Origin of the sequence: Pseudomonas sp. N2-3-1-14 (assembly GCF_041228395.1) — a bacterium.
Taxonomy (GTDB): Bacteria; Pseudomonadota; Gammaproteobacteria; order Pseudomonadales; family Pseudomonadaceae; genus Aquipseudomonas.
The window spans coordinates 4,170,642-4,195,148 of sequence record NZ_CP166199.1 but is presented as its reverse complement, the minus strand read 5'-3'; the positions used below and the strand labels follow the sequence as shown (position 1 = coordinate 4,195,148).

Sequence of the window (24,507 nt, the reverse complement as noted above, 5' to 3'; positions counted from 1 at the left end):
CGGGCTATGCGGCGCATGAATCGACCTTTACCTGGTGCCAGGCGCCGACGGCTTCGAAGATCCGCGCGGCGTGTTCCTCGTCCAGCGACAAGGTGTCGGGGATAGCGATCCAGCCCGAAGCCACCATCTGGCTTTGATTGGCCTCGTCGCGCAGCTTCTTGTAGCAATGCTCGATCACGTCTTCCAGGTGGTCGGAGAGGTAGACGCCATCGGGCGCCACCTCCACCGACTTGCTGTACCGGTCGCCGCGGGCGTCGATGCAGAGGGCGCTGAGGTAGATCGTCCATCGGTGGGGGATACCGCAGACGGCCTGGCCAATCTTCCCCGGCGCGATGTTCTTCAGTGACTTGTAATTGATCATGCCCTGGCGGCCGCTGGGGTCGATGTTGACCACTGCGACGTGATTGGATGCCAGCAGCGAGCGGCACGATCGGGCTATGCGTGTATGCAGGTTATGCGGTTTGCGCTTGCTCATAGTGCCACCGCGAGTTTGCGCAGCGCCTTACGTTCTGCCGCTGTGATAGACGGCTTGCGGCGCTTGAGGATGGTTTCGGGATCGATCTTGGTGGAGCGGGGCGGTGGCAGTGGTTTGCGTGGCGGGCTTGGCAACTGCGCGACTGTCCCGCCAGCGGCCAAGAACTCCGCCGTGCGCTCCGATATTGAGTAGGCGTCCTTGCGGTGCTGCTCAAACAGGTTGAGGTGGTTGCTGACGTACATGGCGACCTCACTTGATTCGGATCGAACTGTCGCCGCGCTCCAAGTGAGCCCAGGTAGGTTCGGGTAGAAGTTCGTGTTCAGCGTCTTCACCGGCTGCCATGCGCTTGCGCACCGCTTCGTTATGTTCGCGGATCTCCTTGAGCTTGGCGGCAATGGCTTTTTTGTCCGGAGCAATGCTCGACTTCACAGTGGTCAGTTCGTCCGGCACTGCATCTTCGTTATCCACGATCACCCGTTCGCTGCCCATGGCCAGTGTGATGGTGAAGAGCGGACGCTTGATCGACTTGATGTTGGCGGCTTCCATGTTGCGCCGCAGATAGTCGCTGATCTGCGACACACTGTTGGACTTGATCCGCTTGAGTTCGGCCAGGCGCTCGATTTCGTTTTCGATGGCCGTCACGTCGCTTTCGATATTGCGGCGCAACATAACGATGTTGTCGGCCTTGTCGTTGAAGTCGCCCTGGACTTCGTCCATCGCGTGCTGCAAAGCCTCTTTAAGGCCTTCATCATCGGTGTCGGCCATGGCTTGGAGTTCGGCGAGTTTGCCGGTGAGTGCGTACAGTTGAGTCATGCTGCTGCCTCCTTGCCTTTCTCAAGGCTGGCTTTGCGTTCTTCGAATGCGCGAGTGATGCGGGCGATGAAGGCTGGTTCATTGCGGCGAGTAGCTTCGCGGATGTATTTCACGTTCAAGGTTTTCAGTTCGTACGTAGTGAGGGCCTTCCCGATGGTCTCAACTGCTGAGGCGAGCCAGTCCACGCGCTCCTGCTTCTGCCGAAGAATTTCAGCGTCCTTGTCGTCGGCATTTGCGATCGCTTCCTCTTCTTTGAGTTGAGTGACGTACGCGTCGTCATCGAACAGCCCGAGGAACACATCGGCGCTGAACCCAAGCATCGAAAGCGATTTCTTGATGGCGTCGGTGAGCGATTTTTTTGGCGCTTCGCCGTCAGTGATCATGCCGTAGGTAGTTTTGTACTGGTACCGAGTGCAGCCGTATTGCTCGATCTCGCCACGCTGGCTGTCCTGCATGAACCAGAGCGCGATTTTGACTGTGTGACCAATCTCGCGACCTATGCATGCGCGCTTGTCGCCTTCTCCGATGAAGATTTCATGACCCTCATCGAAGCGCTCTTCGACAATCCTCCAGCCCCAGCCGATGCCGACCGGACCAAACAGCTCGGTGGCCTTCATGGCCATCGCGGTACCGCTCAAGCTGGTGATGTCCTGGCCGTTGACCTTGGCTTTCTTGGTGAACCTGGTGTCGGTCTTATCGACCTTGTTCCAGATATGCATGTTCTGTTCGGACATGATTGGTCTCCGCGCCGCCGGAGAGGGGCGCTGTAAGTGTTTAGGAGGTGATCCGATCAGCGAGAGCGCTGAGCAACATCAGGAGGGTGAAGACTGCGAGGGCAGAGAAGGAGCCGCGCCAGATGAGCAGACGCCGGGTGCGCTGGCGGGTGGTCACGGCCGAACCCTCACCGCAATTCGACCGCCCTTCATGGTCGCCGCCAGGCGCTTCGGCAAGGTGGCCACAGCACGCTCACGCGGCTGGCCGATCACTTCATTGAAGGGGAGGCCGAAGCCCAGCATGATCAGCTTTGACTCAACGTCTTCAAGCTGCTCATCAATCAGCGATTTAACCGGTGCGGTGGTCATGCGGCCTCCTTGCGCTGCCTGGTGATCTTCAGCAGGCGCTGGCAGTAGTGGTTGAATTCTTCGACGGTGATCGCGTCGCCGGTAAGCATGTTGGTGATCATCCGTGCCACGACGGCTTGGGAGCCGGGCTCGCAGCTTGGGTGTTCAAGCGCCTCCAGCGCTTCGTCGATCAAGATGTGCGGGCTCATACATCGGCATCCACGTCGTCTTCGCGCTCTTCCCTTTCCGCAGCTACTGCGTCTTCGGCATACGGCCTCAGCAGCGCTACAGCGATCTTCTCGATTGCTTCAATTGGCCGTTGCTGGCCCAGCAGGTCCGCGGCGTGGGACCGTGCGTCGCTCTGGCTGCCAAGCATCGCCGACAGCAGCAGGCGGGCAAACGAATCACGCTGGTCCAAGCCGTCGATCTGGCGTTGGTTAAGGTGGCCTTGCAGGACCGTGCAGAACCGGTCGAACGTTACGACCTGCGGCTGGCCGAAGCGCCGTTTCCAGTTGATGTCGACGCCGCACACCAAGCGCTCCGCCGAATGCTCAAGCCAGTCAGCCACCTCGTTGCTCTCGCTGACCTCTGGAGGCAACTGAGCGTCGTAACGCTCCTGGCAAATATTCAATGCTGCGTTCATGGTCGCCTCCAAGGTGGCGGGTTGTTCACCTGTATTCGTCAACACTCATGCCTCCCGCTGGTTGCCGATGGGCGCGGGGGAGGAGTGCTGACGTAATAGAGGTGGGGAAGGGGGCCCAGGCCCGCTACTGGCGACGGCCTGGGTTTGTTGCGTCAGCGGTGTGGCTCGTTGCCCGCTGCTGATTGCAGGGCTGGCCTTTCATCTTCGTAGGTTGGCGGTGAGCTTCCTCCTCAGGGCGTCAATCAGCATCTATTCGCCTTGGATCACAGGTCCCTACAACAAGCACGCTGCAGCTCGTTTGCCCGGTTAGGTGGGCAGGGTGCATGAGGTCCGGCGTTCCCAGCCGAGGCTATTGGGATCGCTAATTCAAATCTTTTGGAGCTGGCCGTGACCCGCTACTGGCGTCGGTCACCGGCTTGAATCAAATGTTCTTCCAGCCGCGGGCCTTTCGGTTTGTTCTCCCGCTGGATAACTGTACTTGGCGCTTTACGCTGCACGCCCGGGTCAGTTGCCAACCCTCTGAACCGTTTAGGCCGGTTCATCGCTGCCTTTGAATCTGGGCCGGCGGTGATCCGGCGAGGGGTTTCGCTAAAGAGCGTTGGGCTGCAAGGCCCTGGCGAGTCGCTGTTGGGTGACTCGGTGAAGATAAATTAGCACTGCTGATAATTAAAGTAAACAGCACTGCTAATGTATTTTGCGCGAACATGAAAAAGCCCGCAGCAAGTGCGGGCTCTATTGAGGGCAGGCTCAGTCTTCTCCAGGTTACGTCCATAGCAGCTGAATTAATCCGTCATCCCGATGGGCGATGGTCACGTTATCGTTTTCCGCTATTTCGTCCAGCACGCGGTCCCAATCAGCCGGATCGTCATTTGTGGAGCGCTCCAAGAGCGCAGATTTGGATGCCTGCGCCTTGGTCGCATTGACCGCTCGCTGTACGCGCATGCCGAGCAATTCATAGGTCGACGGTTCTTTTGGTGCTTGAGATTTGTGCTTTGCCATAGATGACGCTCCGCTGTTTGGCTGTATGCATAAACAGTATTTCATGCCCGTAGGAAGGGCAAGCTTTAAGAGTACGGATGTACTCCTGTCGGTGCGAAGCATAAAAAAGCACGCACTTGGCAGGCTTGGATGCTTCGGCTAAAGGTCAGTTAGAAAACTTCACCTCTGTCGCGAGAGCTTCTTTCGCGGCCTGGTACGCGGATTTGGCTTGTTGGTCCGTAGTGCGATAGGCACTCATGGTGACCATGTAGGCCGACCACTTTGGGTATAGGTCCTTGCTCAGTTCGGCCTGTGTGGCCGGTACTTTGGCGGCCTTTAGGCGATTAACTGCTTCATCACCCTGTGCCCTAGCGTGCTTGAAGCATGCGCTAAGCGAGTTGTTGTATACGGCTATAGTTTGAGCGCTCGCATATCAAACCATAGCATTGCTAGTGGTCGTCTCCAGGTCGCACTGCCATGCAGGAAGATCCAGTTGCCTAGAGAAGTTGACGGCCTCAGGTGAATTTGGGTCATATTAGAAATCAATAGCCTTGAACACATGCGGCGCCTTGGCAGGACCTGCAGCGACCTGTGCGACTGGAGTTCTCTGTTGCGATGCGGCGTAGCCAGCCAAGGCCATGGTCAAAGCAGCAAGCGGAGTGCAGTTTTTCAAACGCATTGAATCCCTCCCGTAATAGAGCCGACACTTTGCCAATCATGGCGTACGGCCACCATTGGTCGCCTTTAGCAGCATCACGCTATTGACGCCTGTAATCTGACGCATATCCGGAATGTCGATGGCGGGTTTCCTATGAGAGAGGAGCAGCGAAAATTAGCCCTCACAGCTTGGCGCGAGCTATGTGCGTTGGCTGCAAGTCGAATGGACGCAGAGTTTAAATATTTCGAATTGCTGAGGCGGGCTGACGCAATGGAGCGAGCGGACCTCATAACTAGCGATGAGTGGAGAAGGCTGGTGCAGCACGCGGGAGCATTGCTTTGCAGTACTGCGCAATGTATGGGCGGGCCAGGGTAGAGTAGATACAAGAAGCCCGGCGCTGGGCCGGGCTTGATTCAATCGGGGTGTTGAATTGGAAGCTTTAGCTGAGTGCCAGAGCGGCGATGGTCAAGCACTTCCAAAACTTGGTGCTCGGCCTTCAACTGATCGCCCACAAGGGTTTTAATTTCCTTTAGGCGAACCCTTAAGATATCTCCCTTGCCAAATCGCAGATCGCCACTCTCAATCATCGAAAGGAAACTTGGATCAACAATTGATGCGTAGAACGTGGACGCGCCATCGTGGAATCTCCATTTATTTTCGTCGCGAAAGGCGATGTTCACCAACTGAAGGCTGGCCACTCGCTCACTCTCATCAAGTCGCTCCTCTTCCTGCTCGGGAGCGATGAAGTTTTCGGCTTCCGTTTCTGATGCCGCTACGAAATCGCCATCAGGCTCGCGAACGGCGAAGTAATCAACTCCCGGCCGCTGGAGCGGTTTGTGCACTACGTCTTGGAAAGCCTTGCGTAGCTTCCAATTTCGGAACAGCGCTAAGACCTTTTCCTCGGTGTCGAAATGCTCCTGATCGCAGAAAACCCTGACAACGCCATCGCTAAGGATTTCAACTTTTGTGATATCTCGATTGCGAACCCACTTGATGAGCTGAAAAACACCCCTCGTTGTTAGGCTCGTAAAGCCGAGCAGGGCGATCAGATTCGCCGCTGCGGTAACCGGGCTACCGGCAAAAAGATCCTGGGCTTGCTGAATCAGACTCTGCGTTACGCCAAGATCAATTCCAAAACTGCCAGTTTTAAATGATCCTTTGACGCTGACGGAGAGCTTGGTTCGGCCATCGTTGAGCGTGGCGTTTGCCTCTTCGAAAAGCTCCCCGAGAGCCAGAAGGGCGGGCGCAAGATCACGCACCTCCATCTCGTGCGATTGAAGCGCGGGCCCGTCATAAACGACTTGTAGCGATGCTTTGCTCATGTCTTCCATTGTTGCTTCCGTGCGTGATTCTGTCTATTTAAGACTATGGCTGCCCGTCCGAAAGCGAGAGGCTACAGCATCCCTCCGCGCCAAACTATGCGCCTATTCAGGCTTGCTTCGATTTATCTGGCCGCCTTCACCTCGTCCGCATACCCGGCCAGCCGATCCTCGTCCGCAAAAAGCACCGTGCACATCTTCAGCACGGCTTGGGTACCCGCCTCATTGCCGGCAAGCGTCAGCCGCTCCACAATTCTCATTAGCTCTACGGCTGACCACTTGAGGTCGGAGGCGATGCTTGTAGGTCGTGCTTTAGGTCTTGGTTTGGCTTGGTGAGATTCACAGGTCTCCACCTCTCCAGATAACCTTGCCGATGATGCGGTGCTCATTCACTTCACTGCGGACAAGCACAATATCGGCGTAGTCATCACAGTCATCGTTATCGCTTCTGAGGATCCAGCCGCCGAGCGGTGTCTTCACGACTCGTTTAACGATCGAGCCTTTGTCCGCACTAGTGAGAACGAACACCTGACCATCGACAGGCTCGGTTTTAGAGGTATCAAGCAGCAGGACGTCATGGTCATTGATCGTTGGCCACATACTATCGCCGTCGGCATAAATCACGATCAAACTCTCTGGCTTCACACCTTTGGTTCGCAGCCAGTCGCGCTTGAACGCGAGAGTGGCTATTGACTCGACGTGCGGATTCTCATGTCCGATGCCGGCAGCCGCCTTGGCGCTGTACTGCGGTACGTGGGCGTATTTTTCTTCCGCTGCTTCGATATCACTGCCGGCAGGAAAGGGGCTATTTGCGGCTAGATCCCTACCACTGTGCATGTGGACTGCCGTTTCGCCAGCGGCGCGCCTGATACCGTCTGCAAGTGATGGACTTATATCCCAAGGTTTGACGCCGAATACCTCTGCCAGCTTGATGAGGGCGTCCAAGTTGAGTGCGACCTTTCCATTAAGGTACTGGCTTACAGTGCTCTGCGGTGAGCTCCAGCCACACCTTGCGCCAACTTCAAATTGGTTGAGTGCCGGGCTTTCGCCTTTATCCTTCGACGCCTTAACCGCGTTGCGGTACGCGTCTTTTAGGCGAGCGGCATCATTTAGCTGCTCTTGGTTAAGAGGGGTTCGAATGGGCTTGGTCATGCGAGTGATTAAGTAGCAGCGCTGATATTTCTGCAAACAGCACTGCTAATCCTTTCCTTGTTTAGTTTAAAACAGCAGTGCTAATATGGCTGCAACTCAACCGGAGACTCAGATGATGAAGACTGTATCCCTCGGGGAATACCTGTCATCGCACGGAACCCAGAGCGATCTCGCCAAGGCTCTGGGTATCCAGCAAAGCGCCGTATCTCAGATGTATCACTCTAGTCGGGATATCTCGATCACGCTGATGGACGACGGGTCGATCCAGGCAAATGAGATACGCCCTATTCCCGCACGTAAGACAGCCGCCTGACGTCTCTGTCCGCCGCTCCATTGAAGCCAGGTTAGAAGAGGGCAGGCCTCATGAAAACGTCCAGTTCTAGACACACCGTACAAACCCGTGATCAGGTGCTGGTCGCCCACGCTGCAAACCAGATCGCACGCACCAGCCTGAGCCAGGACGACTTCGCCCAGGCGTTGAGTCGCGAGTTGCACCTGTCGATCCCGGAGCGCGCCCAGAAGAAAGACGTTCCTGACTTCAACTCTGCGGAACTGACCGCCGACGTAAATGAGTTTGTGAAGGCTACCGGTCGCTGGCTCAAGCGTGTTCAGCGCTGGCTGTCTGGCGATCAGGAAATGCCGTCGTGGCTGGAAGAGTCCTGGGTCAACGCCCTTGAACCCGAATTCCGCGACCACTGCGTAAACGAGCTTGCAAGCCGCCACGGCCTGACCGGCGCCCGCCAGATGACCAGCGACCAATGTGCGAACAAAAGCTTCGGTGCGCTGATCCGCGCGCTGGGCGATGTGATCGATACCGGCAGCGAAGTTTTTGATGACCAAGTGATGTGCGAACTGGACCTTCCGCACTTGCCAGCGTTCGCCAAGCAGTGCCGTCAGGTTGAAGCGAAGGCGGGGGAGTTGGGGCGTAGAGCTGAGCAACTGCTCGCGGCGGCTCGGCCACTGAAATCCATAGCCTGACTAGCAGGCACAAAAAAGCCAACGTTAGAGGTCGGCTTTTTCTACAGCGGTAAACAATTGGAGCAAATCATGCACCAACACACTGAATCGATCAATAACCCAATATTCCCGCGCCACGTTTTCCGCAATTTCAAAACGTGGCGCGGATTAAGCCTGTGACCCCTTTCGACTTCCACGGCTTCCCTGTCCGCGTAATTGACGACGGCCTCGGAGAGCCTTGGTTCATCGCCAAGGATATCGCCGAAACCCTCGGCTACTCCAACACGTCGAAAGCGATCAATGTTCACTGCAAAGCGGTCAGTACCTGCCATACCGAAATGGGAGGTCAGGTCCGCGCAGTGCAAATCATCCCTGAGCGCGATCTCTACCGTCTTGTGATGAAGTCCAAGCTTCCGGCTGCTGAGCAGTTCGAAGAGTGGGTGGTGGGCCAGGTGCTGCCGACCATTCGAAAGACCGGCTCTTACACCGCCCAAGAGACGAACAACTCCAAGGTCATTGGCGAACTCGCCATTCTGGAATGCTTCGACCGCCTGCTGAAGCCGGCCAACTCCAGCAAGATGCTGATGTTGGCCATGATCGCCGCCAACAACGGCCTGGACGCCAAGTTCCTTCCAGGCTACGCCGTTGACGCCGCCCCTGATGCCGCTGGCGGCTCTTCGATGCCCACCAAGGCAATTACCGCCCTGATCAAAGATCACGCCATCGCCAGCACCGCCCGCGCCTTCAACCTTGCACTGGAGGCCCACGGCTTCCTCAAGGTCCTGCGGCGCAAAAACTCCAAGCAGGAAATGATCGACTTCTGGTCCGTGACCGGGAAGGGCCTGGCCTACGGCAAGAACCTCACCAGCCCTCAATGCCCCCGCGAGACGCAGCCTCACTGGTACGTGGATCGCTTCATCGAATTGGCCGCAAAGGTCGGGAAGGCCTGACATGCAATACACCGTCACGATTAACCAGGTGAAGGCGCTGGAGTGGGGGCTGAATTCTCAGCAGGCCCTGCTGTTCGCCTTCGTCTACGGCTGCCCGAGCTGGACCAAGCCAATCAATACCTATGACGGGGTCTTCTTCGCGCTGAGCAAGGCCAAGATCACTGAGGAGTTGCCGCTGCTCACCCACAAGCCAGACACCGCTTACCGCATGCTGAAGGCCCTTGAAGAGGCCGGTTTGATTGAGCTTCGTCCTGAAGCATTCCGACTCACGGAAAAAGGCTGTGAGTGGAACCCGGACCGTATGGGTCACGTCACCGCGCACCAACCACGGGCCCTCCCGCCCCGGCGCAGGACGAAAAAGAAACCAATCCCTTCTGGCTTGCGTGCTCGGGTATTCGCCCGTGACGGTCACGCGTGCTTGCGCTGTGGCTGCTCGGTGCTGATGCGTTTGAGGGCTGATCACGTCGTACCTGAATGCCAAGGTGGAGAGGCTTCTTTGGGCAACCTCCAGACCCTTTGCATGTCCTGCAATAGCTGGAAGGGCGTGCGGACGATTGATTTCCGCGCGTTCGCCGGAGGTGCAGCATGAGCATGGGCCTTATGGTCGCCGCGATGAAACTTCGCGTCGGTAATCCACTGCGCAAGCTGGTGCTGATCAAGTTGGCCGACAACGCCAGCGACGTTGGTGAGTGCTGGCCGTCCTACCAGCACATCGCCGATCAGTGCGAGATCAGCAAGCGCTCTGTCATGAACCACATCACCGCTCTGTGTGAGGCGGGACTGTTGCGCAAGGAGATCCGGAAGGGAGGCCCAAAAGGGAATTCGTCGAACGTTTACTTCCTGACCCTCGAAGGGGGTGGTGCACCTCCTGCACCAGGGGTAGTGCAGCAGATTCACCCGGGTAGTGCAGCAGGTTCACCCCCTAGTGAATCTCCTGCACCAGGGGGTAGTGCAGCAGCTGCACCCAGAATCAGTAACTCTCTTGAACCAGTCATGGAACCGGTCAATGAACCAATTGCACCCCCGGCTCCCGCCGAGGTTGTTCCGGCTCATTCCCGCGGCTTGATGCTGGTGGCTGATCGCACCGATGCCCCACGGGTTGAGATCCCCGCCGACATGCCGGGCCCCAAAGACCAGACCTGCAAAACCTTCAAGGTCTGGGCGAATTACGCCATGGCATACCGCAAGCGCTACAGCGCCTGGCCGGTGTGGAATGCCAAGGTCGGCGGCCAGCTCGGCCAACTGGTCGACCGCCTCGGCGCCGATGTCGCCCATCACGTCGCTGCCCACTTCCTGAAAACCAGCGATGCCGCTGTACTGCGCAAGTGCCACAGCCTCAACGAGCTGCTGGCCAACGCCGAGAGCTATCACACCCAGTGGGTGACCGGGCAGCAAATCAACGGCACAACCGCTCGCCAGATGGAACGGACGGAGGCGAACCACTCCGCAGCAGAACAGGCCGCCCAGATGGTTCTGGCCAAACGCCAAGCAGGTGACCGCAATGAATACCTTTGAAATGAACGACCAGCAGGTCGCCGGGCTGGCCGCCGCCATCTGCGCAACGGCCGAGGCTATGGGCCAGGAGATGAACCCAGGTACCGCAGCGATGATGGCTGAAGACCTCTGTGCGTATCCCGTGCCTGTCGTGAAAGCCGCACTGAAGGCTTGCCGCTTCGAAGTGAAGGGCAAGCTGGCGATGGCAGACATCCTGCAGCGCGTTCAGTCCTCCGACGGGCGCCCGGGCAAGGACGAGGCTTGGGCCATTGCGATGACCACGAATGACGAATTTGAAACCGTGGTGCTGACCGATGAAATCCAGCTGGCTCTGGCAGCCGCGAAACCCATCTTGGATGGCGGCGACAAAATCGGCGCGCGCATGGCGTTCATTGACGCCTACCAGAGGTTCGTGAGCCAGGCTCGCGAGGATGCGAGACCAGTCAACTGGCACGTGTCCGTGGGCTTCGACACCAACCGCCGCATGCAGGCTGTGACCAAGGCGATGGAGCTGAAGAGAATCCCGCGCGAACACGCCCAGAAGTACCTGGAAGACCTGAGCGTTGAGCCGATCACCGAGGATGGCCGGGCCATTGCCGGATTGCTTACTGGCAACGTCACCCGGCCGGAGCCCGCCCTTCGCGCAAAGCTCGAGACCGTTAAGAGCTCGATGCTGGAAATGCGCAAAGCCAGCGCACAGCAGCAGGACGAAATACGGATTGCAGCTGCCAACGAGTTGGCGGATCGCCGGGCGTTGCTGATCAGGCAGGCCCAGGAATTGGAGTCACGAGCATGACCATCGACAAGCAACAACTTCATAAACTGCTCTGGGCCGAAGCCGCGTCATTCCGGGCCGACTGCGCCGACTGGAAGCGCAACACCGAGGCGCTGGATGAGTTCCTGGGTGAGAAGACCGTGGAGGAGGTGGCGCTGGAGCTGCTGGCAGAGAACGAGTTGGCCCGCATGCGTATCAAGGAATTGGATCTGCTGTTTGGTCGCTACCTCCTCGCCATGCGCTCGGCCCTCATCGAGGAAGAGCATGGCAAGGGCCCGGCCGCCGCAATGGCGTGGATCTACAACTCGCTGGCCGGCCCGGGCGAGCTACCTCCAGAGGGTGAGACCGACAGACAGGCCTACTTCGACCGCGAGATCGTCGCAGTGGATAACGGTATGCAGGAGGTAATGGCGTTCCACGAAGGTCGACGCGCCGTCATGGGCAAGGGAGAGCCGTCATGAGCTACTTCCTTGCAGGGCTGTTTTTCGCCGCCGTGCCAGCACTGGCGGTTGGCCTGGTAATAGCGTTCTTTTCTGTACCTTTGGGTGTGGTGGTGGTACTTGGCGTATTTGGTTTTGGTCTGGATCTTTGCTTCCGCGGTAGTGGTAGGGAGGAGCGGCCATGACCAAGCCAGCCAAGCCACGCCCAATGCCTGTGTACCTGGTGCTGCGCCGCCTGGTCGATCCGGCTACTGGCAAGGAGGTGGCAGCGTTCGTGCCGTCCTCCGACGCTGACCGGTCGATACTCCGCGAGCGCGATTTTCGGATAAACACGAAGATTCGTGCCGACCTCAAGCAGCCACGCAACCCACGGTTCAATGGTTTGGTCCACGGCCTGGGCCGGGTGCTGAGCCAGAACATCGACCGGTTCTCTGGCAAGCAGTCCCACGACGCCATTAAGGCCTTGCAACTGGAGTCGGGCGTGTACTGCGACGAGGAGTTGTTCGACATCCCTGGCCTGGGCCAGCTCACGCGCAAGACACCTCGCAGTCTCTCGTACGACTCAATGGGGGAGGAGGCATTCCAAGACTTCTGGCGCCAGTGCTGCGCGTACCTGATGCTGCATGACTGGCCAACGCTCACGGAAGAGCGCCTGACCGAAATGGCAGAGTTTGAAGCATTCAAGGAGGCGGCATGAAGCGTACCGAACTGAAGCGCACCACGCCGCTCAAGTCCGGCGGGATCCAGACCCGGGCGCGCCGCCAGAAGTGCTGCGCCGTATGCCGGGTCAAGTTCACCCCGGTTCGAGACTTCCAGGCGGTTTGTGGTGAAATTGCTTGTGCGCTGGCTCATGCGCCGGTCAATCAGGTCCGGGCACGAAAGGCGCTGGCCGACGTTGAGCGCAAGGACATCAAGGTCCGCAAGGAGAAGATGAAGAGTAGGGCGGACCACCTGCGCGAAGCCCAGGCCGCGGTGAACGAGTACGTGCGCCTGCGTGACGCGCACCTGCCATGCATCAGCTGCGACTCGACGCCCATTGACAACGATCTCATGACTGGCAGCCGCTGGGACGCTGGGCACTATAGATCCGTCGGCGCCTGCCCAGAGCTGCGCTTCGAGCCGTCGAACATCCACCGTCAGTGCGTGAAGTGCAACCGAAACCTTTCCGGCAACGCCGTGGAGTACCGCATCCGCCTTGTGCTGCGCATTGGTGCCGAGAAGGTCGTATGGATCGAAGGGCCTCATGAGGCGCGCAAGTACACCGTGGATGAGATCAAGGCCATCAAGGCCAAATACCGGGCAATGACCAGAGAGCTGAAAAAAGGGGAAGCCGCATGACCTATCGCAACGTCGTTTCAGCAGTAGTTCGAGCCCTCGCGGCTGAGACCATCACTTCCGCCGGCGGCTGCGACTTTGAGCCGAAGGTGCAGTGCGCTAAGCAGAAGGGGGAGATCGTCGGCAAGGAGGCTGCGTTTCTTCAGGACTGCTGGGTGTTCGGGCGGCTACACAAGGCGTTGAGCCCGGCGCACTGGCGGGCACTTGTGGCTAAGTACTCGACGCACCAGGAACGAAAGCATGGCGCCATTTTGGAACTGCTGAACTCGGTGAAGACGCCGGCGCCGAAACGGTTCCGTGAGTGCGCTGTACTTACCTGGGCCATCCCGCAGGTTTCCGGTGCCGAGGGTAAGCGCTCCGCCGCGGTGCTACCCGCTGCCTGGTACAACATTACTAATTGGGACAATGATGGTAAGCCGGAATCGACACGCTACCGCTGGCGTTCGTCTATCCGTAAAGCGTTAGACGACCAGGTGAATGCTGCGCTGACCGCTGCTCAAGACCTGCTCGATGCGGAAGGATTAATTGAAACTGTTGCTGCATAGGATGGGGCGCACTATTGAGATGGCGGGGAGTCGATGTTAGGACTGCCCGCCGCCATGGTCATGTTTTTTAGAGGTCTTTCTTCATCTCTTTATCTACGTGGCGATCGCCCTTGTGCCGCTCGTTTTCTAGATGCTTCGCTTCCTTATCAACATCATGCTCGGCGCGGTCAGCATCTTTGTCTGCATTACGTACATCCGTGCGCACGTCTGTGGCAATATCCCCCTCGGCGCTAGCGATGGCCGCTTGTGACATGATTCCCGCAGCTAGACACGCCACAACGAATACTCCCTTATATCCACGCATATCCTATCTCCGATTTCAGTCGTCCCTGATTGGGTCTAGTAAAACTAGACGGAGAATTGAAGGTTCTCAATGCTGGAGTCGAAGTTTTCTAAGCGCGTATAGAGGCGGGGCTCAGCGCGGAGGCTGAGAGATCAAATGCGCCTCGGCATAGCACAAAATTGGGTGCTCTCGCCTTATCGAGATTCAGGTCGAAAACCTCCCTTTTGCAACCACTCGGTCAATAGACCTGCGCTCAGAGGCTTAGTAATCAAGTACCCTTGGGCCTCGGTGCAGCCCCATTGGCTAATGAGGGACAGAATCTTTTCGGTTTCAACTCCCTCTGCTACTACCCGATATCCCAGTCCTTTAGCGAGCTCGATCAATGTCTTAACGAGTCGCTTGTCTTTTTCATTTGCATTGAGGTTGCTAATTAGTGATTGGTCAAGTTTCACCGTGTTAACTGGAAGCTGTCGTAGATATGACCAGTTGCTGTAACCAGTGCCAAAGTCGTCCACAGAGACCTCTATGCCCAATTTTCGTGCGCGCTCCAGTTGCGTTATTACCGTTACGGGGTCGGACATAAGCATGCTTTCAGTGAATTCCAGCTCTAAATCGTCTGGATCAAGGTCGCTCTCGCCTATAAGGTCTTCGATTCGATCTACGAAATTCGAATTTTCAAGGTCGCCAACAGTTACGTTCATGGCCACTCTCAATTTAATCCCTTGTTCCTTCCACTCTTTTGCTTGAGTGGCAACTGCATCAAGTACCCAGAAAGTCAGAGGTCGCATTAATGCAGTCTTTTCAGCCAAAGGAATAAATTCAGCTGGACCTATAGGGCCGAGTGTCGGGTGGGTCCAGCGGATTAACGCCTCAACACTTTCGCAGGAAAAATCCGACAGGTTTATTTTCGGATGGAAAACCAAATTTAATTGGCTGGCTGACCGGACGGCCTCAGATAATGAGCTTAGTAGCACAAACGCCCGTTTCTGTGCTGCATCTAACTTCGGTTGATACAGTGACCATCCCAGATTGCGAACTCTAGCGTCGTCAGCAGCTCCAACCACTAAGCGAAGCCAGTCTTTCTCCCCTGAGTCGATAAGAGGTAACACGCCAATGCCTGTCTGCATCTGTATGGGAATCCCTTTGCAATCAACCGGCCGTTCTAAATCTGATAGTATCTTCTTACACAGAGTCTCTATAGGGTCTATCGCATGTAGAAGAAAGCCAAATCGTGTAGGGCTGATTTTATATAAGACGCAACCTTTTGGTAATATCGCTTGAAGGCGAGTCTTGACGTTGAGCATTAGTTCCTGTGAGAAACTGTACCCGAGAGCTTTTACAACGTCGTTTAGAAATTTAGGTGAGATAACGTCCACAGCATAAAGATAATGTTCTTCGTCAGTGGTGCTGACGAGTCTTATATCTTCTTCCAATCGGAGTCGATTAAATAGGCCAGTTGGCTGGTCAATGTAGGTGCGTGAGCGTAAGCCCGTCATTCGCATAATTACGAGTTGAGCGAAATAAACGAGCATTCCCATGTCTCGTTTGCTCATTGGTTCTCTACGAGATGTATCGATAATGCAGAGACTACCGAGAGAGAAGCCATCATCTGTAAGAAGAGGCGCGCCAGCGTAATACCTAATATAAGGCGGTCCATTTACCATAGGGTTATCTTTGAAGCGTTCGTCCATTCTAGCGTCTAAAACCTCTAAAGGGTTTTTGTCAAAAAGCGAGTGCGCGCAGAACGAAATGCCGCGAGATGTTGAGTGTTCTGGGATTCCAATCCGAGCTCTAAACCATTGCTTATGCTCATCTACAATGGATATCAGTGCGATCGGTGCGTTGAAATATTCTGAAGTGATAGCGATTAACTTTTCGAAAACCTCATCACTCTCTTGGTCGCATGAGCAAAATTCTGCCACGCGCTTCAAGCGCACCTCTTCATAATCTGGGGTCGAATCGGCAGCATCCATGATCACCTCCGCTTGGAACACATATGTGTGTGAACATATCAGATGCTCATCACCAATTCGACTGCATTTATCTATGATGGTCATAGCTTTATTCGGTAGGATTGGTGCCGAAAGCGAGCTCATATGTTTAGGGTCGCCTAAAGCCGCTAACAATTCCCCTAAAATACTTGATGCTTAGCAACTGTAGCTATAAAAAATCTCCTTTTATCACAAAATGGAGTTGCGTCGAGTGAGAAAGTGAGAGATTATCCGCCCATACTGTCGATCTTACGCGTTTTGAGTTTGTGTAAAAAAAATGGCCGCGACGCTTCATTTTTCGCATCCATGGCTGGCTTTCTTTTCCGAGCGCTGCGCAAACGGGGCAGATAAGGTGTCCTTATCGACCCGATCCCGAGCAAAGTGCGCACGTATCTAGATCTCTCCGGCCAATGCCAATGGAGAGGAGTGCTGCTTCGAACCTCTCGCCGTCCCTCATATTCGACAACCAAAGTTTTTGGAATATTTGGCGCTAGGCCTTCCGCATGATCTGCACACTGAGTTGGGCGTCGATTAAATATCGACCTCACTTTAATTTCATTGATTGTGACGTCCCTATTCGGGCACCCAGCATTCGCTGGATTTTTCCCGATAAGAGGCACAGAAAAGATCTGTACCCTCAATTCAGCCCAGTGAGCGGCTAGGTACCCGCGGTCAGGGCTCAGACTCAGATCGAGCAAATTGCGCGGGTGGTTATGAATGATGCGCAGTCTTCTCGCATTACTGCTCTCGTAACAGAAATTTCTGCGATGAAACTGCAAATACTTGGTGAGTCTGGAGAAGGATAGGAGGATAAGTTTTTTTGGAGCGCCGCTTGACCGAGGTCGAGTAGCGCCTTTCAGGTTGATCAGTCGTCAACTTTGCTAAATTTGCTTAAAACGTACTTCCGTAACTGACGGACGGTCATTGACTTTTCAATCGATATACAATTAGCGCCAGAACTATGGTTGACAAGTTTGATACCAATTAGTATGTATCCAATGCTCATAATTTTCCCTTTTTAGAGCTGTTTCTTTAGTGGGATTTCGATACTAGCTGTAATAACTGGCCCGCCATTATGCGGGCTTTTTCGTTTTCTGCCCCGCCACCCCTCGCTCTGAGCAGGGAGTGCAGCCTGCTAACCCCGTTTCAAGCAAGTTCTACTGCGCCGTTCGGACGCTTGGGTATTTCATCGTCGTGAATACCACTCACCGCTTTGATTGATATGCGTTCGGGTGCGCTGAGGGCTAAATACACCGTATCTTCAACGACCTTAGCCACGTTGATTTGGATTTCGTCGCCTATACGCAAGCGCTTATTGGGAGTTCTAGTAATGACTAACAAAAGGCGATCCTCTCTGCTCAATTACTCATTTCGACGTCAATATTCCCTATCCGAAGCAAAATTGATGTAGGAATTATCTGATTTTTTGTGTGGAAATATCTTTTTGTCTCCGCTTCTGAATGATGCGGAACATGCAATTATTGAATCCCAGAATGGGAATAAATGCGGTTTGGAGTGAAGATGGACCCTACTGACCTAGGCCCAGGCACAGCTACCTGGCTGGGCGGTAGTGCCACCGTGGTACTGGGCGGCCTGCTATGGCTGCGCCGGTTCCTTTCTAAGGATGCAACTGACCGAGCAATGGACAGCGCCGATATCGGCACACTGAAGCGACTAAACGAGTTGCTGAACCAGGAGCGCGCCGCTCGCAAAGAAGCCGAGGCCCGCGCCGATCAATTCGCGAAGGAGCGGAATGACCTGGCAGCTGCCGTTGGGCGCATGGAAGGTAAGATCGAAGCGCTCACCAGCCAGGTAGCTCAACTCACTGACCGCGTGACGCAGCAGAGCGATGAGATCACCCGCCTTCGCACCAAGCTGGGAGGAATCGCCTAATGGACAGATGCGCATTGGAATTTATCGCACGCCGCTGGTGGCGCCGGGCCGAAGTTTGGACCATTGCTGTAGTGCTGGTGGGTGGTGGGGCAGTACTGGGTTACCAAGCCGCATACTGGTCGCTCGCTGATAAGCAGAGCAGCCAAGTGACCGACATGCGAAAAGCCTACGACACCGCCATGACTGAGCGCGACAAGCGCCTAGAAGAGCTGAGCCGCCGAACCGGTACCGCCGCCGACCAAGCCACGAAGGCTGCGACGACTGCTGCCAAAGCTGCCGACAAAGTGGATGAAGTCCTAAACCGAGCACCCCCGTGATGGCGTACTGCGGGTGCACTGCCTACTTAGTTAAGTAGATTAGGTTGCTGGACTCCTGAGCAGGCTAGATGAACGCTCAGATCGTCATAAGCAAGAGTAAGTGAGTGCGACATCGCTCTATACGTTTATCGCTTGACGAGGTGCAGCGCGTGCTTCCCTCTTCGAGCAGGACTATGCATTGCTCCATCGAGGACGCTCAGCCGGCGAACTTGCGCTTGAAGAGCAATCATTGCACCTTTGAGGTGGTCAATTTGGTCTATGAAAGATGGATCTTGAGCAAGTGGAGTGCCTTTGATCATTGCGAGGGTACTTGCCAGCTGCCTGTAATTATTTGCGGCATGGGCAAGCTCTCGTTCAATTTCTTCTTTATTCACAAGCGCTCCAAATTTTTTATTTGCACCTAAATATAGGTCGGCACTGGCGCTCAGAAAGTTTAATTGGTGTGACGAGCGGCTGACGGTACGCCGTACCCAACGCGCCATATTTTTCGAATGCGCCCAAACGTGGCGCGAGGCTTTGCAACTGAGCAACCTCGTCCGACTGCTTCACAGTACGCCAGTGATCCCGGATATCAATACTGCGGTAAGCGCTATCGACAAGGCTATTGCCGATGCCACGGCAGCGTTGTCTACCAGCGTTCCTAAAGGCTTGATCATTGGATTGCTCCATGGTCACCATGCAGGCCTATGAGATGGTATCTCAATGAATACCATTGCCCACTAAAACGGCCTGATCGATTGTGACTTTGAGGTAGCCAGCGGTGAATCAACACCGATACTGCTCGCTATCGTCTGTTAATAAATGAGATTTGAGCTTCCACTTTCGCCCGGATGGCGCTGGATTTCCCTTGGAAGTGAATGGTTCCCTTTGGATAGATGTTGATTACCATGCCATCAGGAAATACAAACTGTAGGGCTCCGACCGCATTGACCGCAGACCGACTGGCATCAGGGTATGCATTTTCAATATGCTTAACGAGTCTTCGGGGGTCATGGCATGACATCACCATTTGCTGCTCCTTAGCTATGCGAGTCACATATTTGCAGGTATTAGCTACTTATTTCAAGTTTGGAAAGGTGTGATTTTGAGTTGGCCGAGACCCCCTCCCTCAGCGCTTCATCTGGCCGATCTGCCAGACTTCCTAATTCGCCTAACACCAGCGCCGGAGGTATGGGACTGGCTACAAGCCGAGATACTTGCCGACACCGGCAGCCTTTACAACCAAGACCATGCCCATTTGCTGGATGCAGGTATCCGTGTCATGTGGGCGTCGTCGAGCTTCGAGAAACAAGGACTCACAGTTCTTGGCCAGGCCGAACAGGTAGCGTTCCGCGCCGGCGGTTGGCAGAAAGCCCGGATGGAGCAACAGATGCGTGATTGGTTCGGCGATGTGCCGGCCTTCATCATCACCCTGGCGGCCGACTACTGCGCCCAGTGCAGCGACCTTGAGTTCTGCGCCCTGATCGAACACGAGCTGTATCACCTGGCTCATGCGACCGACAAGTACGCTCAACCAGCATTCACCCAAGACGGCGCACCGAAGATCAAGCTGCAGGGCCACGACGTTGAAGAGTTCGTCGGTGTCGTCCGCCGTTATGGTGCAAGCCCTGACGTTCAAGCGTTGGTGGACGCTGCAAACAGTCCTGCTGAGGTGGGGAAATTGAACATATCGAGGGCCTGCGGAACCTGTCTGCTCAAGTCGGCCTGATTTTAGACAGGTTAAGACGGATGATCGCCAATGGCAGCTCTTCGAAGTGAGGTGAAAGCCTTTATTGTTCAGGCTCTCGCGTGCTTTGACACACCTTCTCAGGTGGTTGAGGCGGTCTTAAAAGAATTCAACGTTGTTGTCACTCGTCAGCAGTGCGAATCACACGACCCAACAAAGGCAGCCGGTAAGGCGCTGGGCGAGAAGTGGGCAACGATGTTCCGAGAGAGCCGCAAGCGGTTCCGCGAAGAGACTGAAGACATCCCGATCGCCAATCGAGCCTTCCGACTGCGCGCCCTGAGCCGCATGGCTGAGAAAGCCGAAGGCATGAAGAACATGGCGCTCACTGCCCAGCTACTGGAGCAGGCTGCCAAAGAGTGCGGCGACATCTACGTCAACCGGGCACGGAAGGAAGAGGCCGGTGATGAACCGGTGATCCCGACCCGCATCCAGGTCGACGTGGTGGATGCGAGGAAGCCGAATGCCGAGCCTTAACGTTCCGCAGGCTCAGTTCCTCACGCTGCCTCACAAATTCCGTGCGTTCGTTGCCGGGTTCGGCTCAGGCAAGACCTGGGTGGGCTGTTCGGCACTGAGTAAGCACTTCATGGAGTGGCCCGGCGTCAACGCTGGCTACTTCGCACCGACTTACCCGCAGATCCGGGACATCTTCTATCCGACCATGGATGAGGTGGCCTACGACTGGGGGCTCAAGACCAAGATCAACCAGGCGAACCACGAGGTTCACATCTACAGCGGTCGGCAGTACCGCGGCACTGTGATTTGCCGGTCGATGGAGAAACCGCAGACGATTGTCGGTTTCAAGATTGGTCACGCCCTGGTGGATGAGCTGGACGTACTGACTGCCATCAAGGCTCAGCAGGCCTGGCGCAAGATCATTGCCCGTATGCGCTACAACCTTCCGGGGCTGAAGAACGGCGTGGACGTCACCACGACGCCGGAAGGCTTTAAGTTTGTCTTCCTGCAATTCGTGAAGCAGTTGCGCGACAAGCCGTCACTGAAAGAGATGTACGGCCTGGTGCAGGCCAGCACGTTCGACAACGAGCTGAACCTGCCGGATGACTACATCGCCTCTCTGATGGAGTCATATCCGCCCCAGTTGATCATGGCGTACCTCAAGGGCCAGTTCGTCAACCTTACGTCGGGAACGATTTACACGGCTTACGACCGCAAGCTCAACGGGTGCTTCGACACCGTGCAGCCCGGCGAGCCGCTGTTCATCGGTATGGACTTCAACGTCGGGAAGATGGCGGCGATCACCCACGTCAAGCGCGACCAGGGGTTGCCCAGGGCCGTGGATGAGCTTATCGACGGTTACGACACGCCCGACATGATCCGCCGGATCAAAGAGCGCTACTGGCAGCACGACGGCAACGACTTCAAGAAGACGTGCGAGATCAGGATTTACCCGGATGCCTCGGGTGATTCACGCAAGTCCCTGAACGCCAGCATCACCGACCTTGCCATGCTCAAGCAGGCCGGGTTCGCGGTCATCGCTCCAGCGGCAAACCCGCCCGTGAAGGACCGAATCAACGCAATGAACGCCGTCTTCTGCAATGCGCAGGGCGAGCGCCGCTACCTGGTTAACCCGTTCACCTGCCCAACTTATGCCGATGGCCTGGAGCAGCAGGTATGGGGTGCGAACGGGGAGCCAGACAAAACCGCTGGCATCGATCACGCGAACGACGCCGGCGGCTACTTCATCCACCGCGAGTACCCGATCATCAAACCGGTCACCGCTATCAAAATGGGATACGCCCGATGAGCAACGACGTCTCCTTCAAGCGGGCGGAATACACGGCAGTGCTGGACCGCTGGGCGACGGTTCGCGACGTCTGCGCGGGCCAGCACCGGGTAGTCGATCGGCTGCCGTACATCAACTCGCACGACAAGTCGCCGGAGAACGAAGATCGGAACCGGGCTTACCGCGAGCGGGCGGTGTTCAAGAACGCCACCGGGCACACCCGAAACGGGCTGCTGGGTTTGGCTTTCCACAAAGATCCGACACTGACGGTGCCGAAGAAGCTGGAGTACCTGCAGGACAACGCCAACGGCTCCGGGGTGAGCATCTACCAGCATTCACAGGGCACGCTTGAGAAGGTGCTTGAGGCTGGTCGGCACGGTCTGTACGTCGACTATCACCAGGATGACGGCATCGGCGGACACTCGGTGATCCTGTCCTATTGCGCCGAAGACATCATCAACTGGCGCACGGGCATGGTGAACGGTCACAGCGTGCTGACGCTGGTGGTCCTGCGCGAGTCGCCGGAGATTCCTGACGGCTTCGGCTACAAGACGGCTGAGCAGTACCGGGAGCTGGCGCTTGAGGATGACGGCTTTGTTTGCCGCGTCTGGCGCCGGTCCGGTCCGAAAGGTGGCGGGCCACTGGCAGTCATTGACGAGTTCAAGCCAGAAGGCGTAACCGGTCGTCTCAAGGAGATCCCGTTCACTTTCGTCGGCGCGCAGAACAACGACCCAAGCATCGACGAGTCGCCGCTGTACGACATCGCCATGATCAACCTGGGCCATTACCGGAACAGTGCCGATTACGAAGACAGCGTCTTCTGGTGTGGTCAGGCTCAGCCGTGGATCAGCGGCCTTGATGAGCAGTGGCGCGACTGGATGGAGAAGAACGGCGTCTATGTCGGCTCCAGGGCGCCGATGATGCTGCCGGCGGGTGGTGCATTCGGCTATGCACAACCGGCGCCGAACACGCTGGTCAAGGAGGCCATGGCCGACAAGAACCAGATGATGATCGAGCTCGGGGCGCGGATGGTGGTTGCGTCTTTGTCGTCCAAGACGGCTACCGAGGCCCGCGGCGACCAATCGGCGTCCACGTCAGTGCTGGCCGGCTGCGTGGCAAACGTCAGCGAGGCCTACACCCGGGCAATCATGTGGTGCTGCGCCTACATGGGCGTTGCAGACAAGAAGGTCGCCTACCAGGTTAATCAGGAGTTCGTCGAACTCACAGCTGATCCGCAGATGATCACGGCCTTGGTTGGCTTGTGGCAGAACGGCGGCTTTGCGAAAGCTGACCTTCGGGCGTACCTGCGCAAGCTCGGCTTGATCGCACCAGAACGTACTGACCAACAGATTGACGGTGAGCTGGAAGAGCAGGGCGATGGCCTGGGCCTGGACGACGAGGACAAACCAAATGGCGGTAAATCCGGCAGTACTTGATGCCACGATCCGGCACGCGGTCTTTCTCGAGAAGCTGAAGGCAGGGGAGGTCGGTAAGTTCGCCCCTTTCCTCAAGGAGATTGATCGATCGATCCGGGATCGGCTCACCCAGTCGGACCTGACCGAGTACAACGTCAAGCGTCTGGAAGCGCTGCTGAAGGAAGTAGATAGCCTGCTGTTGGGCATCTTCGACCGGTACAGCACGCAGCTAAACCTGGATCTGGTGGACATCGCCAACTACGAGGCCGAATTTGAGGCATCCAGTCTTGCCAGGTCTGCGCCGGTTGGCGTGTCGCTGGATGTGGTCGCTCCGACGGCCGCTGCAATCCGCACCGCAGTGCTGACGAATCCGCTCAGCGTGCGCGGCACAGGCGGCGGGAAGCTGCTGAAGGCCTTCATCAAGGGTTGGACCGGTGCAGAGCGTGAACGAGTTACCGGCACCATCCGGCAGGGCTTCTTCGAAGGTCAGACGAACTTCCAGATCATCCGCAACATTCGCGGCACCAAGGCGGCAGGGTACAAAGACGGCATCTTGGCCACCACCAACCGCAATGCCAGCACCGTCGTGCACACCGCTATTCAGCATGTGTCTTCCCAGGCCCGGATGGAGGTGGCCAAGGCCAACATGGACATCGTGAAAGAGATCCAGATGGTGGCAACGCTGGATAGCAAGACCGGCCAGTTGTGCCGCTCAATGGATAAGCGCAAGTTTCCGGTGGATTCCGGCCCAAGACCGCCTTTCCACCCTAACTGCCGCACCACCTTCATTCTGTTGACCAAGCTCAGCGCGATGTTCGCCAAGGGCGCAACGCGTGCCTCGGTAGGTGCTGACGGCGGAAAGCAGGTCAGTGCTGACATCGATTACTACCACTGGCTCCAGCAGCAGCCAGCCTCGTTCCAGGACGAGGCAATCGGTCCTATGCGGGCCAAGCTGTTTCGCGAGGGTGGTCTAAGCGTTGAACGCTTCGCAGAGCTGCAGCTTGATCGCAACTTTGCGCCATTGACTCTCGCGCAGATGAAAACACTGGAACCATTAGCGTTCCAAAGGGCAGGCGTCGGCCCGAATTGATCCTAAGGCGTCTGATATCAAGCCCCACGCCTCTCTGTACTGCTCAAGATCGGGCAAGTGCTTCAGGTCCACCTTGCTCCAGCCCTCAGATCTAGGAAGGGCCTGGATCGTTGCTACTGGCAAAACATAGTAATGCGGTGGGATAGGCTGCTTTTTTCCGTCTGGAGATCCGCGATTGAGGAATACCGCGACCACAAATTCGCAATCGAAGTTTTTGATGGGGAATCCAGTCGCACCTGTTCTCCAACGGCTTTTTACCTGAACTCGAACGGAAGAGTTTTGCGCAGCGTCGGTAGCCACGATGTCGTATCCAGGCATGTTGGTATAAGTCTTGTAAGCGGCGATTTTGTGAATCAGCAATTGCCCTAGCACGAGAAATTCAGCTCCTTCGCTTTCCAGCCTTGTGTCCATCCGCGCCATAACTTTCACCATTTTTATCGCCCCTGAAATAGGGAC

The 24,507-nt window shown here is 56.3% G+C and carries 34 protein-coding genes and 1 pseudogene; 18 read left to right on the top strand and 17 right to left on the bottom strand.

Features of this window, described 5'->3' with window-relative positions; translation table 11 throughout:
- Positions 1 to 4: 4 nt before the first annotated feature.
- The 12 genes and pseudogenes from AB5I78_RS19300 to AB5I78_RS19245 form a co-directional block, all read right to left on the bottom strand.
- Positions 5 to 475: a hypothetical protein gene (locus AB5I78_RS19300; protein ID WP_369301066.1), complete on the bottom strand. Its 471-nt coding sequence runs from the start codon at positions 473 to 475 to the stop codon at positions 5 to 7.
- On the bottom strand, positions 472 to 717 hold the full coding sequence (locus AB5I78_RS19295; RefSeq protein WP_145163817.1) for a hypothetical protein: 246 nt from the start codon (positions 715 to 717) through the stop codon (positions 472 to 474). The genes AB5I78_RS19300 and AB5I78_RS19295 overlap by 4 nt, the downstream gene beginning before the upstream one ends.
- A 7-nt stretch (positions 718 to 724) precedes the next feature.
- Positions 725 to 1,288, bottom strand: a complete 564-nt coding sequence (locus AB5I78_RS19290; RefSeq protein ID WP_145163819.1) for a siphovirus Gp157 family protein — start codon at positions 1,286 to 1,288, stop codon at positions 725 to 727.
- Positions 1,285 to 2,022: a hypothetical protein gene (locus AB5I78_RS19285; RefSeq protein WP_145163820.1), complete on the bottom strand. Its 738-nt coding sequence runs from the start codon at positions 2,020 to 2,022 to the stop codon at positions 1,285 to 1,287. The genes AB5I78_RS19290 and AB5I78_RS19285 overlap by 4 nt, the downstream gene beginning before the upstream one ends.
- A gap of 153 nt (positions 2,023 to 2,175) precedes the next feature.
- Positions 2,176 to 2,370, bottom strand: coding sequence for a hypothetical protein (locus AB5I78_RS19280; protein WP_145163822.1), 195 nt, complete (start codon positions 2,368 to 2,370; stop codon positions 2,176 to 2,178).
- Positions 2,367 to 2,558: a hypothetical protein gene (locus tag AB5I78_RS19275; RefSeq protein WP_145163824.1), complete on the bottom strand. Its 192-nt coding sequence runs from the start codon at positions 2,556 to 2,558 to the stop codon at positions 2,367 to 2,369. Before AB5I78_RS19275 ends, AB5I78_RS19280 begins: the two co-directional genes overlap by 4 nt.
- The gene (locus AB5I78_RS19270) at positions 2,555 to 2,992 is read right to left on the bottom strand and encodes a hypothetical protein (protein WP_369301065.1); all 438 of its coding nucleotides are present in this window, start codon (positions 2,990 to 2,992) and stop codon (positions 2,555 to 2,557) included. Before AB5I78_RS19270 ends, AB5I78_RS19275 begins: the two co-directional genes overlap by 4 nt.
- Before the next feature lie 762 nt (positions 2,993 to 3,754).
- Positions 3,755 to 3,991 (bottom strand): DUF1654 domain-containing protein, encoded by a 237-nt coding sequence (locus AB5I78_RS19265; RefSeq protein ID WP_369301063.1) that lies wholly within the window; start codon positions 3,989 to 3,991, stop codon positions 3,755 to 3,757.
- A 514-nt stretch (positions 3,992 to 4,505) separates the two neighbouring features.
- Positions 4,506 to 4,649: a hypothetical protein gene (locus AB5I78_RS19260; RefSeq protein ID WP_369301061.1), complete on the bottom strand. Its 144-nt coding sequence runs from the start codon at positions 4,647 to 4,649 to the stop codon at positions 4,506 to 4,508.
- Between the two features lie 392 nt (positions 4,650 to 5,041).
- Positions 5,042 to 5,959, bottom strand: coding sequence for a hypothetical protein (locus AB5I78_RS19255; protein WP_056861762.1), 918 nt, complete (start codon positions 5,957 to 5,959; stop codon positions 5,042 to 5,044).
- A gap of 113 nt (positions 5,960 to 6,072) precedes the next feature.
- Positions 6,073 to 6,290 (bottom strand): annotated as a pseudogene (locus AB5I78_RS19250) (hypothetical protein).
- Positions 6,287 to 7,099, bottom strand: coding sequence for a helix-turn-helix transcriptional regulator (locus AB5I78_RS19245; protein WP_369301060.1), 813 nt, complete (start codon positions 7,097 to 7,099; stop codon positions 6,287 to 6,289). The pseudogene AB5I78_RS19250 and the gene AB5I78_RS19245 overlap by 4 nt, the downstream one beginning before the upstream one ends.
- A gap of 115 nt (positions 7,100 to 7,214) precedes the next feature.
- On the opposite strand from AB5I78_RS19245, the gene AB5I78_RS19240 reads away from it, so the two are divergent.
- The 11 genes from AB5I78_RS19240 to AB5I78_RS19190 all read left to right on the top strand — a co-directional run bounded on the left by AB5I78_RS19240 (position 7,215) and on the right by AB5I78_RS19190 (position 13,595).
- Positions 7,215 to 7,412: a Cro/CI family transcriptional regulator gene (locus AB5I78_RS19240; protein ID WP_369301440.1), complete on the top strand. Its 198-nt coding sequence runs from the start codon at positions 7,215 to 7,217 to the stop codon at positions 7,410 to 7,412.
- A 50-nt stretch (positions 7,413 to 7,462) separates the two neighbouring features.
- Positions 7,463 to 8,077, top strand: coding sequence for a hypothetical protein (locus AB5I78_RS19235; protein WP_369301059.1), 615 nt, complete (start codon positions 7,463 to 7,465; stop codon positions 8,075 to 8,077).
- Between the two features lie 155 nt (positions 8,078 to 8,232).
- A complete protein-coding gene (locus tag AB5I78_RS19230) occupies positions 8,233 to 9,006 on the top strand; it encodes a Bro-N domain-containing protein (RefSeq protein WP_369301057.1) in 774 nt (257 codons plus the stop codon).
- 1 nt (position 9,007) lies between these two features.
- Positions 9,008 to 9,595, top strand: a complete 588-nt coding sequence (locus tag AB5I78_RS19225) for an HNH endonuclease (protein ID WP_370003297.1) — start codon at positions 9,008 to 9,010, stop codon at positions 9,593 to 9,595.
- Positions 9,592 to 10,521, top strand: a complete 930-nt coding sequence (locus tag AB5I78_RS19220; RefSeq protein WP_369301056.1) for a helix-turn-helix domain-containing protein — start codon at positions 9,592 to 9,594, stop codon at positions 10,519 to 10,521. The genes AB5I78_RS19225 and AB5I78_RS19220 overlap by 4 nt, the downstream gene beginning before the upstream one ends.
- Positions 10,508 to 11,296 carry a hypothetical protein gene (locus tag AB5I78_RS19215; protein ID WP_369301054.1) on the top strand — a complete coding sequence of 263 codons (789 nt, stop codon included), beginning with the start codon at positions 10,508 to 10,510 and terminating at the stop codon, positions 11,294 to 11,296. Before AB5I78_RS19220 ends, AB5I78_RS19215 begins: the two co-directional genes overlap by 14 nt.
- Complete coding sequence (locus AB5I78_RS19210) at positions 11,293 to 11,736, top strand: hypothetical protein (protein ID WP_369301052.1); 444 nt, start codon at positions 11,293 to 11,295, stop codon at positions 11,734 to 11,736. The genes AB5I78_RS19215 and AB5I78_RS19210 overlap by 4 nt, the downstream gene beginning before the upstream one ends.
- A complete protein-coding gene (locus AB5I78_RS19205) occupies positions 11,733 to 11,900 on the top strand; it encodes a hypothetical protein (protein ID WP_369301051.1) in 168 nt (55 codons plus the stop codon). Before AB5I78_RS19210 ends, AB5I78_RS19205 begins: the two co-directional genes overlap by 4 nt.
- Positions 11,897 to 12,412: a hypothetical protein gene (locus AB5I78_RS19200; RefSeq protein WP_369301050.1), complete on the top strand. Its 516-nt coding sequence runs from the start codon at positions 11,897 to 11,899 to the stop codon at positions 12,410 to 12,412. Before AB5I78_RS19205 ends, AB5I78_RS19200 begins: the two co-directional genes overlap by 4 nt.
- On the top strand, positions 12,409 to 13,053 hold the full coding sequence (locus AB5I78_RS19195) for a recombination protein NinG (RefSeq protein WP_369301049.1): 645 nt from the start codon (positions 12,409 to 12,411) through the stop codon (positions 13,051 to 13,053). Before AB5I78_RS19200 ends, AB5I78_RS19195 begins: the two co-directional genes overlap by 4 nt.
- A complete protein-coding gene (locus AB5I78_RS19190; RefSeq protein ID WP_145163857.1) occupies positions 13,050 to 13,595 on the top strand; it encodes a hypothetical protein in 546 nt (181 codons plus the stop codon). The genes AB5I78_RS19195 and AB5I78_RS19190 overlap by 4 nt, the downstream gene beginning before the upstream one ends.
- A 67-nt stretch (positions 13,596 to 13,662) precedes the next feature.
- On the opposite strand, the gene AB5I78_RS19185 is transcribed toward AB5I78_RS19190, so the two are convergent.
- The 3 genes from AB5I78_RS19185 to AB5I78_RS19175 form a co-directional block, all read right to left on the bottom strand.
- Entirely contained in the window at positions 13,663 to 13,899 is a 237-nt protein-coding gene (locus tag AB5I78_RS19185) for a hypothetical protein (protein ID WP_369301047.1), read from the bottom strand.
- Positions 13,900 to 14,072: 173 nt separating this feature from the next.
- Positions 14,073 to 15,851 carry an EAL domain-containing protein gene (locus AB5I78_RS19180; protein WP_369301046.1) on the bottom strand — a complete coding sequence of 593 codons (1,779 nt, stop codon included), beginning with the start codon at positions 15,849 to 15,851 and terminating at the stop codon, positions 14,073 to 14,075.
- A gap of 1,164 nt (positions 15,852 to 17,015) precedes the next feature.
- Positions 17,016 to 17,210, bottom strand: a complete 195-nt coding sequence (locus AB5I78_RS19175; protein ID WP_178119726.1) for a carbon storage regulator — start codon at positions 17,208 to 17,210, stop codon at positions 17,016 to 17,018.
- A gap of 180 nt (positions 17,211 to 17,390) precedes the next feature.
- Here AB5I78_RS19175 and AB5I78_RS19170 point away from each other — a divergent pair, with 180 nt between their 5' ends.
- A complete protein-coding gene (locus AB5I78_RS19170) occupies positions 17,391 to 17,762 on the top strand; it encodes a chemotaxis protein (protein ID WP_025856073.1) in 372 nt (123 codons plus the stop codon).
- A complete protein-coding gene (locus AB5I78_RS19165) occupies positions 17,762 to 18,079 on the top strand; it encodes a hypothetical protein (RefSeq protein ID WP_369301044.1) in 318 nt (105 codons plus the stop codon). Before AB5I78_RS19170 ends, AB5I78_RS19165 begins: the two co-directional genes overlap by 1 nt.
- A 125-nt stretch (positions 18,080 to 18,204) precedes the next feature.
- Here AB5I78_RS19165 and AB5I78_RS19160 read toward each other — a convergent pair whose 3' ends face one another.
- Complete coding sequence (locus AB5I78_RS19160; protein ID WP_369301042.1) at positions 18,205 to 18,453, bottom strand: hypothetical protein; 249 nt, start codon at positions 18,451 to 18,453, stop codon at positions 18,205 to 18,207.
- Between the two features lie 710 nt (positions 18,454 to 19,163).
- Here AB5I78_RS19160 and AB5I78_RS19155 point away from each other — a divergent pair.
- Genes AB5I78_RS19155 through AB5I78_RS19135 form a run of 5 tightly spaced genes read left to right on the top strand, consistent with a single transcriptional unit; the run spans position 19,164 to position 24,051 of the window.
- Complete coding sequence (locus AB5I78_RS19155; protein WP_145164111.1) at positions 19,164 to 19,787, top strand: putative metallopeptidase; 624 nt, start codon at positions 19,164 to 19,166, stop codon at positions 19,785 to 19,787.
- 30 nt (positions 19,788 to 19,817) lie between these two features.
- Complete coding sequence (locus tag AB5I78_RS19150; protein WP_242201978.1) at positions 19,818 to 20,279, top strand: DUF2280 domain-containing protein; 462 nt, start codon at positions 19,818 to 19,820, stop codon at positions 20,277 to 20,279.
- A complete protein-coding gene (locus tag AB5I78_RS19145) occupies positions 20,266 to 21,567 on the top strand; it encodes a terminase large subunit domain-containing protein (RefSeq protein ID WP_145163871.1) in 1,302 nt (433 codons plus the stop codon). The genes AB5I78_RS19150 and AB5I78_RS19145 overlap by 14 nt, the downstream gene beginning before the upstream one ends.
- Complete coding sequence (locus AB5I78_RS19140) at positions 21,564 to 22,982, top strand: DUF4055 domain-containing protein (RefSeq protein WP_369301039.1); 1,419 nt, start codon at positions 21,564 to 21,566, stop codon at positions 22,980 to 22,982. Before AB5I78_RS19145 ends, AB5I78_RS19140 begins: the two co-directional genes overlap by 4 nt.
- The gene (locus AB5I78_RS19135) at positions 22,957 to 24,051 is read left to right on the top strand and encodes a phage minor head protein (protein ID WP_369301037.1); all 1,095 of its coding nucleotides are present in this window, start codon (positions 22,957 to 22,959) and stop codon (positions 24,049 to 24,051) included. The genes AB5I78_RS19140 and AB5I78_RS19135 overlap by 26 nt, the downstream gene beginning before the upstream one ends.
- On the opposite strand, the gene AB5I78_RS19130 is transcribed toward AB5I78_RS19135, so the two are convergent.
- Positions 24,016 to 24,483: a hypothetical protein gene (locus tag AB5I78_RS19130; RefSeq protein WP_256670891.1), complete on the bottom strand. Its 468-nt coding sequence runs from the start codon at positions 24,481 to 24,483 to the stop codon at positions 24,016 to 24,018. The two genes, AB5I78_RS19135 and AB5I78_RS19130, sit on opposite strands and share 36 nt — an antisense overlap.
- Positions 24,484 to 24,507: the final 24 nt, after the last annotated feature.

Coding starts and splice junctions, on each gene's coding strand:
- AB5I78_RS19300 (WP_369301066.1), bottom strand. CDS start 475: ATGAGCAAGCGCAAACCGCATAACCTGCATACACGCATAGCCCGATCG.
- AB5I78_RS19295 (WP_145163817.1), bottom strand. CDS start 717: ATGTACGTCAGCAACCACCTCAACCTGTTTGAGCAGCACCGCAAGGAC.
- AB5I78_RS19290 (WP_145163819.1), bottom strand. CDS start 1,288: ATGACTCAACTGTACGCACTCACCGGCAAACTCGCCGAACTCCAAGCC.
- AB5I78_RS19285 (WP_145163820.1), bottom strand. CDS start 2,022: ATGTCCGAACAGAACATGCATATCTGGAACAAGGTCGATAAGACCGAC.
- AB5I78_RS19280 (WP_145163822.1), bottom strand. CDS start 2,370: ATGACCACCGCACCGGTTAAATCGCTGATTGATGAGCAGCTTGAAGAC.
- AB5I78_RS19275 (WP_145163824.1), bottom strand. CDS start 2,558: ATGAGCCCGCACATCTTGATCGACGAAGCGCTGGAGGCGCTTGAACAC.
- AB5I78_RS19270 (WP_369301065.1), bottom strand. CDS start 2,992: ATGAACGCAGCATTGAATATTTGCCAGGAGCGTTACGACGCTCAGTTG.
- AB5I78_RS19265 (WP_369301063.1), bottom strand. CDS start 3,991: ATGGCAAAGCACAAATCTCAAGCACCAAAAGAACCGTCGACCTATGAA.
- AB5I78_RS19260 (WP_369301061.1), bottom strand. CDS start 4,649: ATGCGTTTGAAAAACTGCACTCCGCTTGCTGCTTTGACCATGGCCTTG.
- AB5I78_RS19255 (WP_056861762.1), bottom strand. CDS start 5,959: ATGGAAGACATGAGCAAAGCATCGCTACAAGTCGTTTATGACGGGCCC.
- AB5I78_RS19245 (WP_369301060.1), bottom strand. CDS start 7,099: ATGACCAAGCCCATTCGAACCCCTCTTAACCAAGAGCAGCTAAATGAT.
- AB5I78_RS19240 (WP_369301440.1), top strand. CDS start 7,215: ATGAAGACTGTATCCCTCGGGGAATACCTGTCATCGCACGGAACCCAG.
- AB5I78_RS19235 (WP_369301059.1), top strand. CDS start 7,463: ATGAAAACGTCCAGTTCTAGACACACCGTACAAACCCGTGATCAGGTG.
- AB5I78_RS19225 (WP_370003297.1), top strand. CDS start 9,008: ATGCAATACACCGTCACGATTAACCAGGTGAAGGCGCTGGAGTGGGGG.
- AB5I78_RS19220 (WP_369301056.1), top strand. CDS start 9,592: ATGAGCATGGGCCTTATGGTCGCCGCGATGAAACTTCGCGTCGGTAAT.
- AB5I78_RS19215 (WP_369301054.1), top strand. CDS start 10,508: ATGAATACCTTTGAAATGAACGACCAGCAGGTCGCCGGGCTGGCCGCC.
- AB5I78_RS19210 (WP_369301052.1), top strand. CDS start 11,293: ATGACCATCGACAAGCAACAACTTCATAAACTGCTCTGGGCCGAAGCC.
- AB5I78_RS19205 (WP_369301051.1), top strand. CDS start 11,733: ATGAGCTACTTCCTTGCAGGGCTGTTTTTCGCCGCCGTGCCAGCACTG.
- AB5I78_RS19200 (WP_369301050.1), top strand. CDS start 11,897: ATGACCAAGCCAGCCAAGCCACGCCCAATGCCTGTGTACCTGGTGCTG.
- AB5I78_RS19195 (WP_369301049.1), top strand. CDS start 12,409: ATGAAGCGTACCGAACTGAAGCGCACCACGCCGCTCAAGTCCGGCGGG.
- AB5I78_RS19190 (WP_145163857.1), top strand. CDS start 13,050: ATGACCTATCGCAACGTCGTTTCAGCAGTAGTTCGAGCCCTCGCGGCT.
- AB5I78_RS19185 (WP_369301047.1), bottom strand. CDS start 13,899: ATGCGTGGATATAAGGGAGTATTCGTTGTGGCGTGTCTAGCTGCGGGA.
- AB5I78_RS19180 (WP_369301046.1), bottom strand. CDS start 15,851: ATGGATGCTGCCGATTCGACCCCAGATTATGAAGAGGTGCGCTTGAAG.
- AB5I78_RS19170 (WP_025856073.1), top strand. CDS start 17,391: ATGGACCCTACTGACCTAGGCCCAGGCACAGCTACCTGGCTGGGCGGT.
- AB5I78_RS19165 (WP_369301044.1), top strand. CDS start 17,762: ATGGACAGATGCGCATTGGAATTTATCGCACGCCGCTGGTGGCGCCGG.
- AB5I78_RS19150 (WP_242201978.1), top strand. CDS start 19,818: ATGGCAGCTCTTCGAAGTGAGGTGAAAGCCTTTATTGTTCAGGCTCTC.
- AB5I78_RS19145 (WP_145163871.1), top strand. CDS start 20,266: ATGCCGAGCCTTAACGTTCCGCAGGCTCAGTTCCTCACGCTGCCTCAC.
- AB5I78_RS19140 (WP_369301039.1), top strand. CDS start 21,564: ATGAGCAACGACGTCTCCTTCAAGCGGGCGGAATACACGGCAGTGCTG.
- AB5I78_RS19135 (WP_369301037.1), top strand. CDS start 22,957: ATGGCGGTAAATCCGGCAGTACTTGATGCCACGATCCGGCACGCGGTC.
- AB5I78_RS19130 (WP_256670891.1), bottom strand. CDS start 24,483: ATGGTGAAAGTTATGGCGCGGATGGACACAAGGCTGGAAAGCGAAGGA.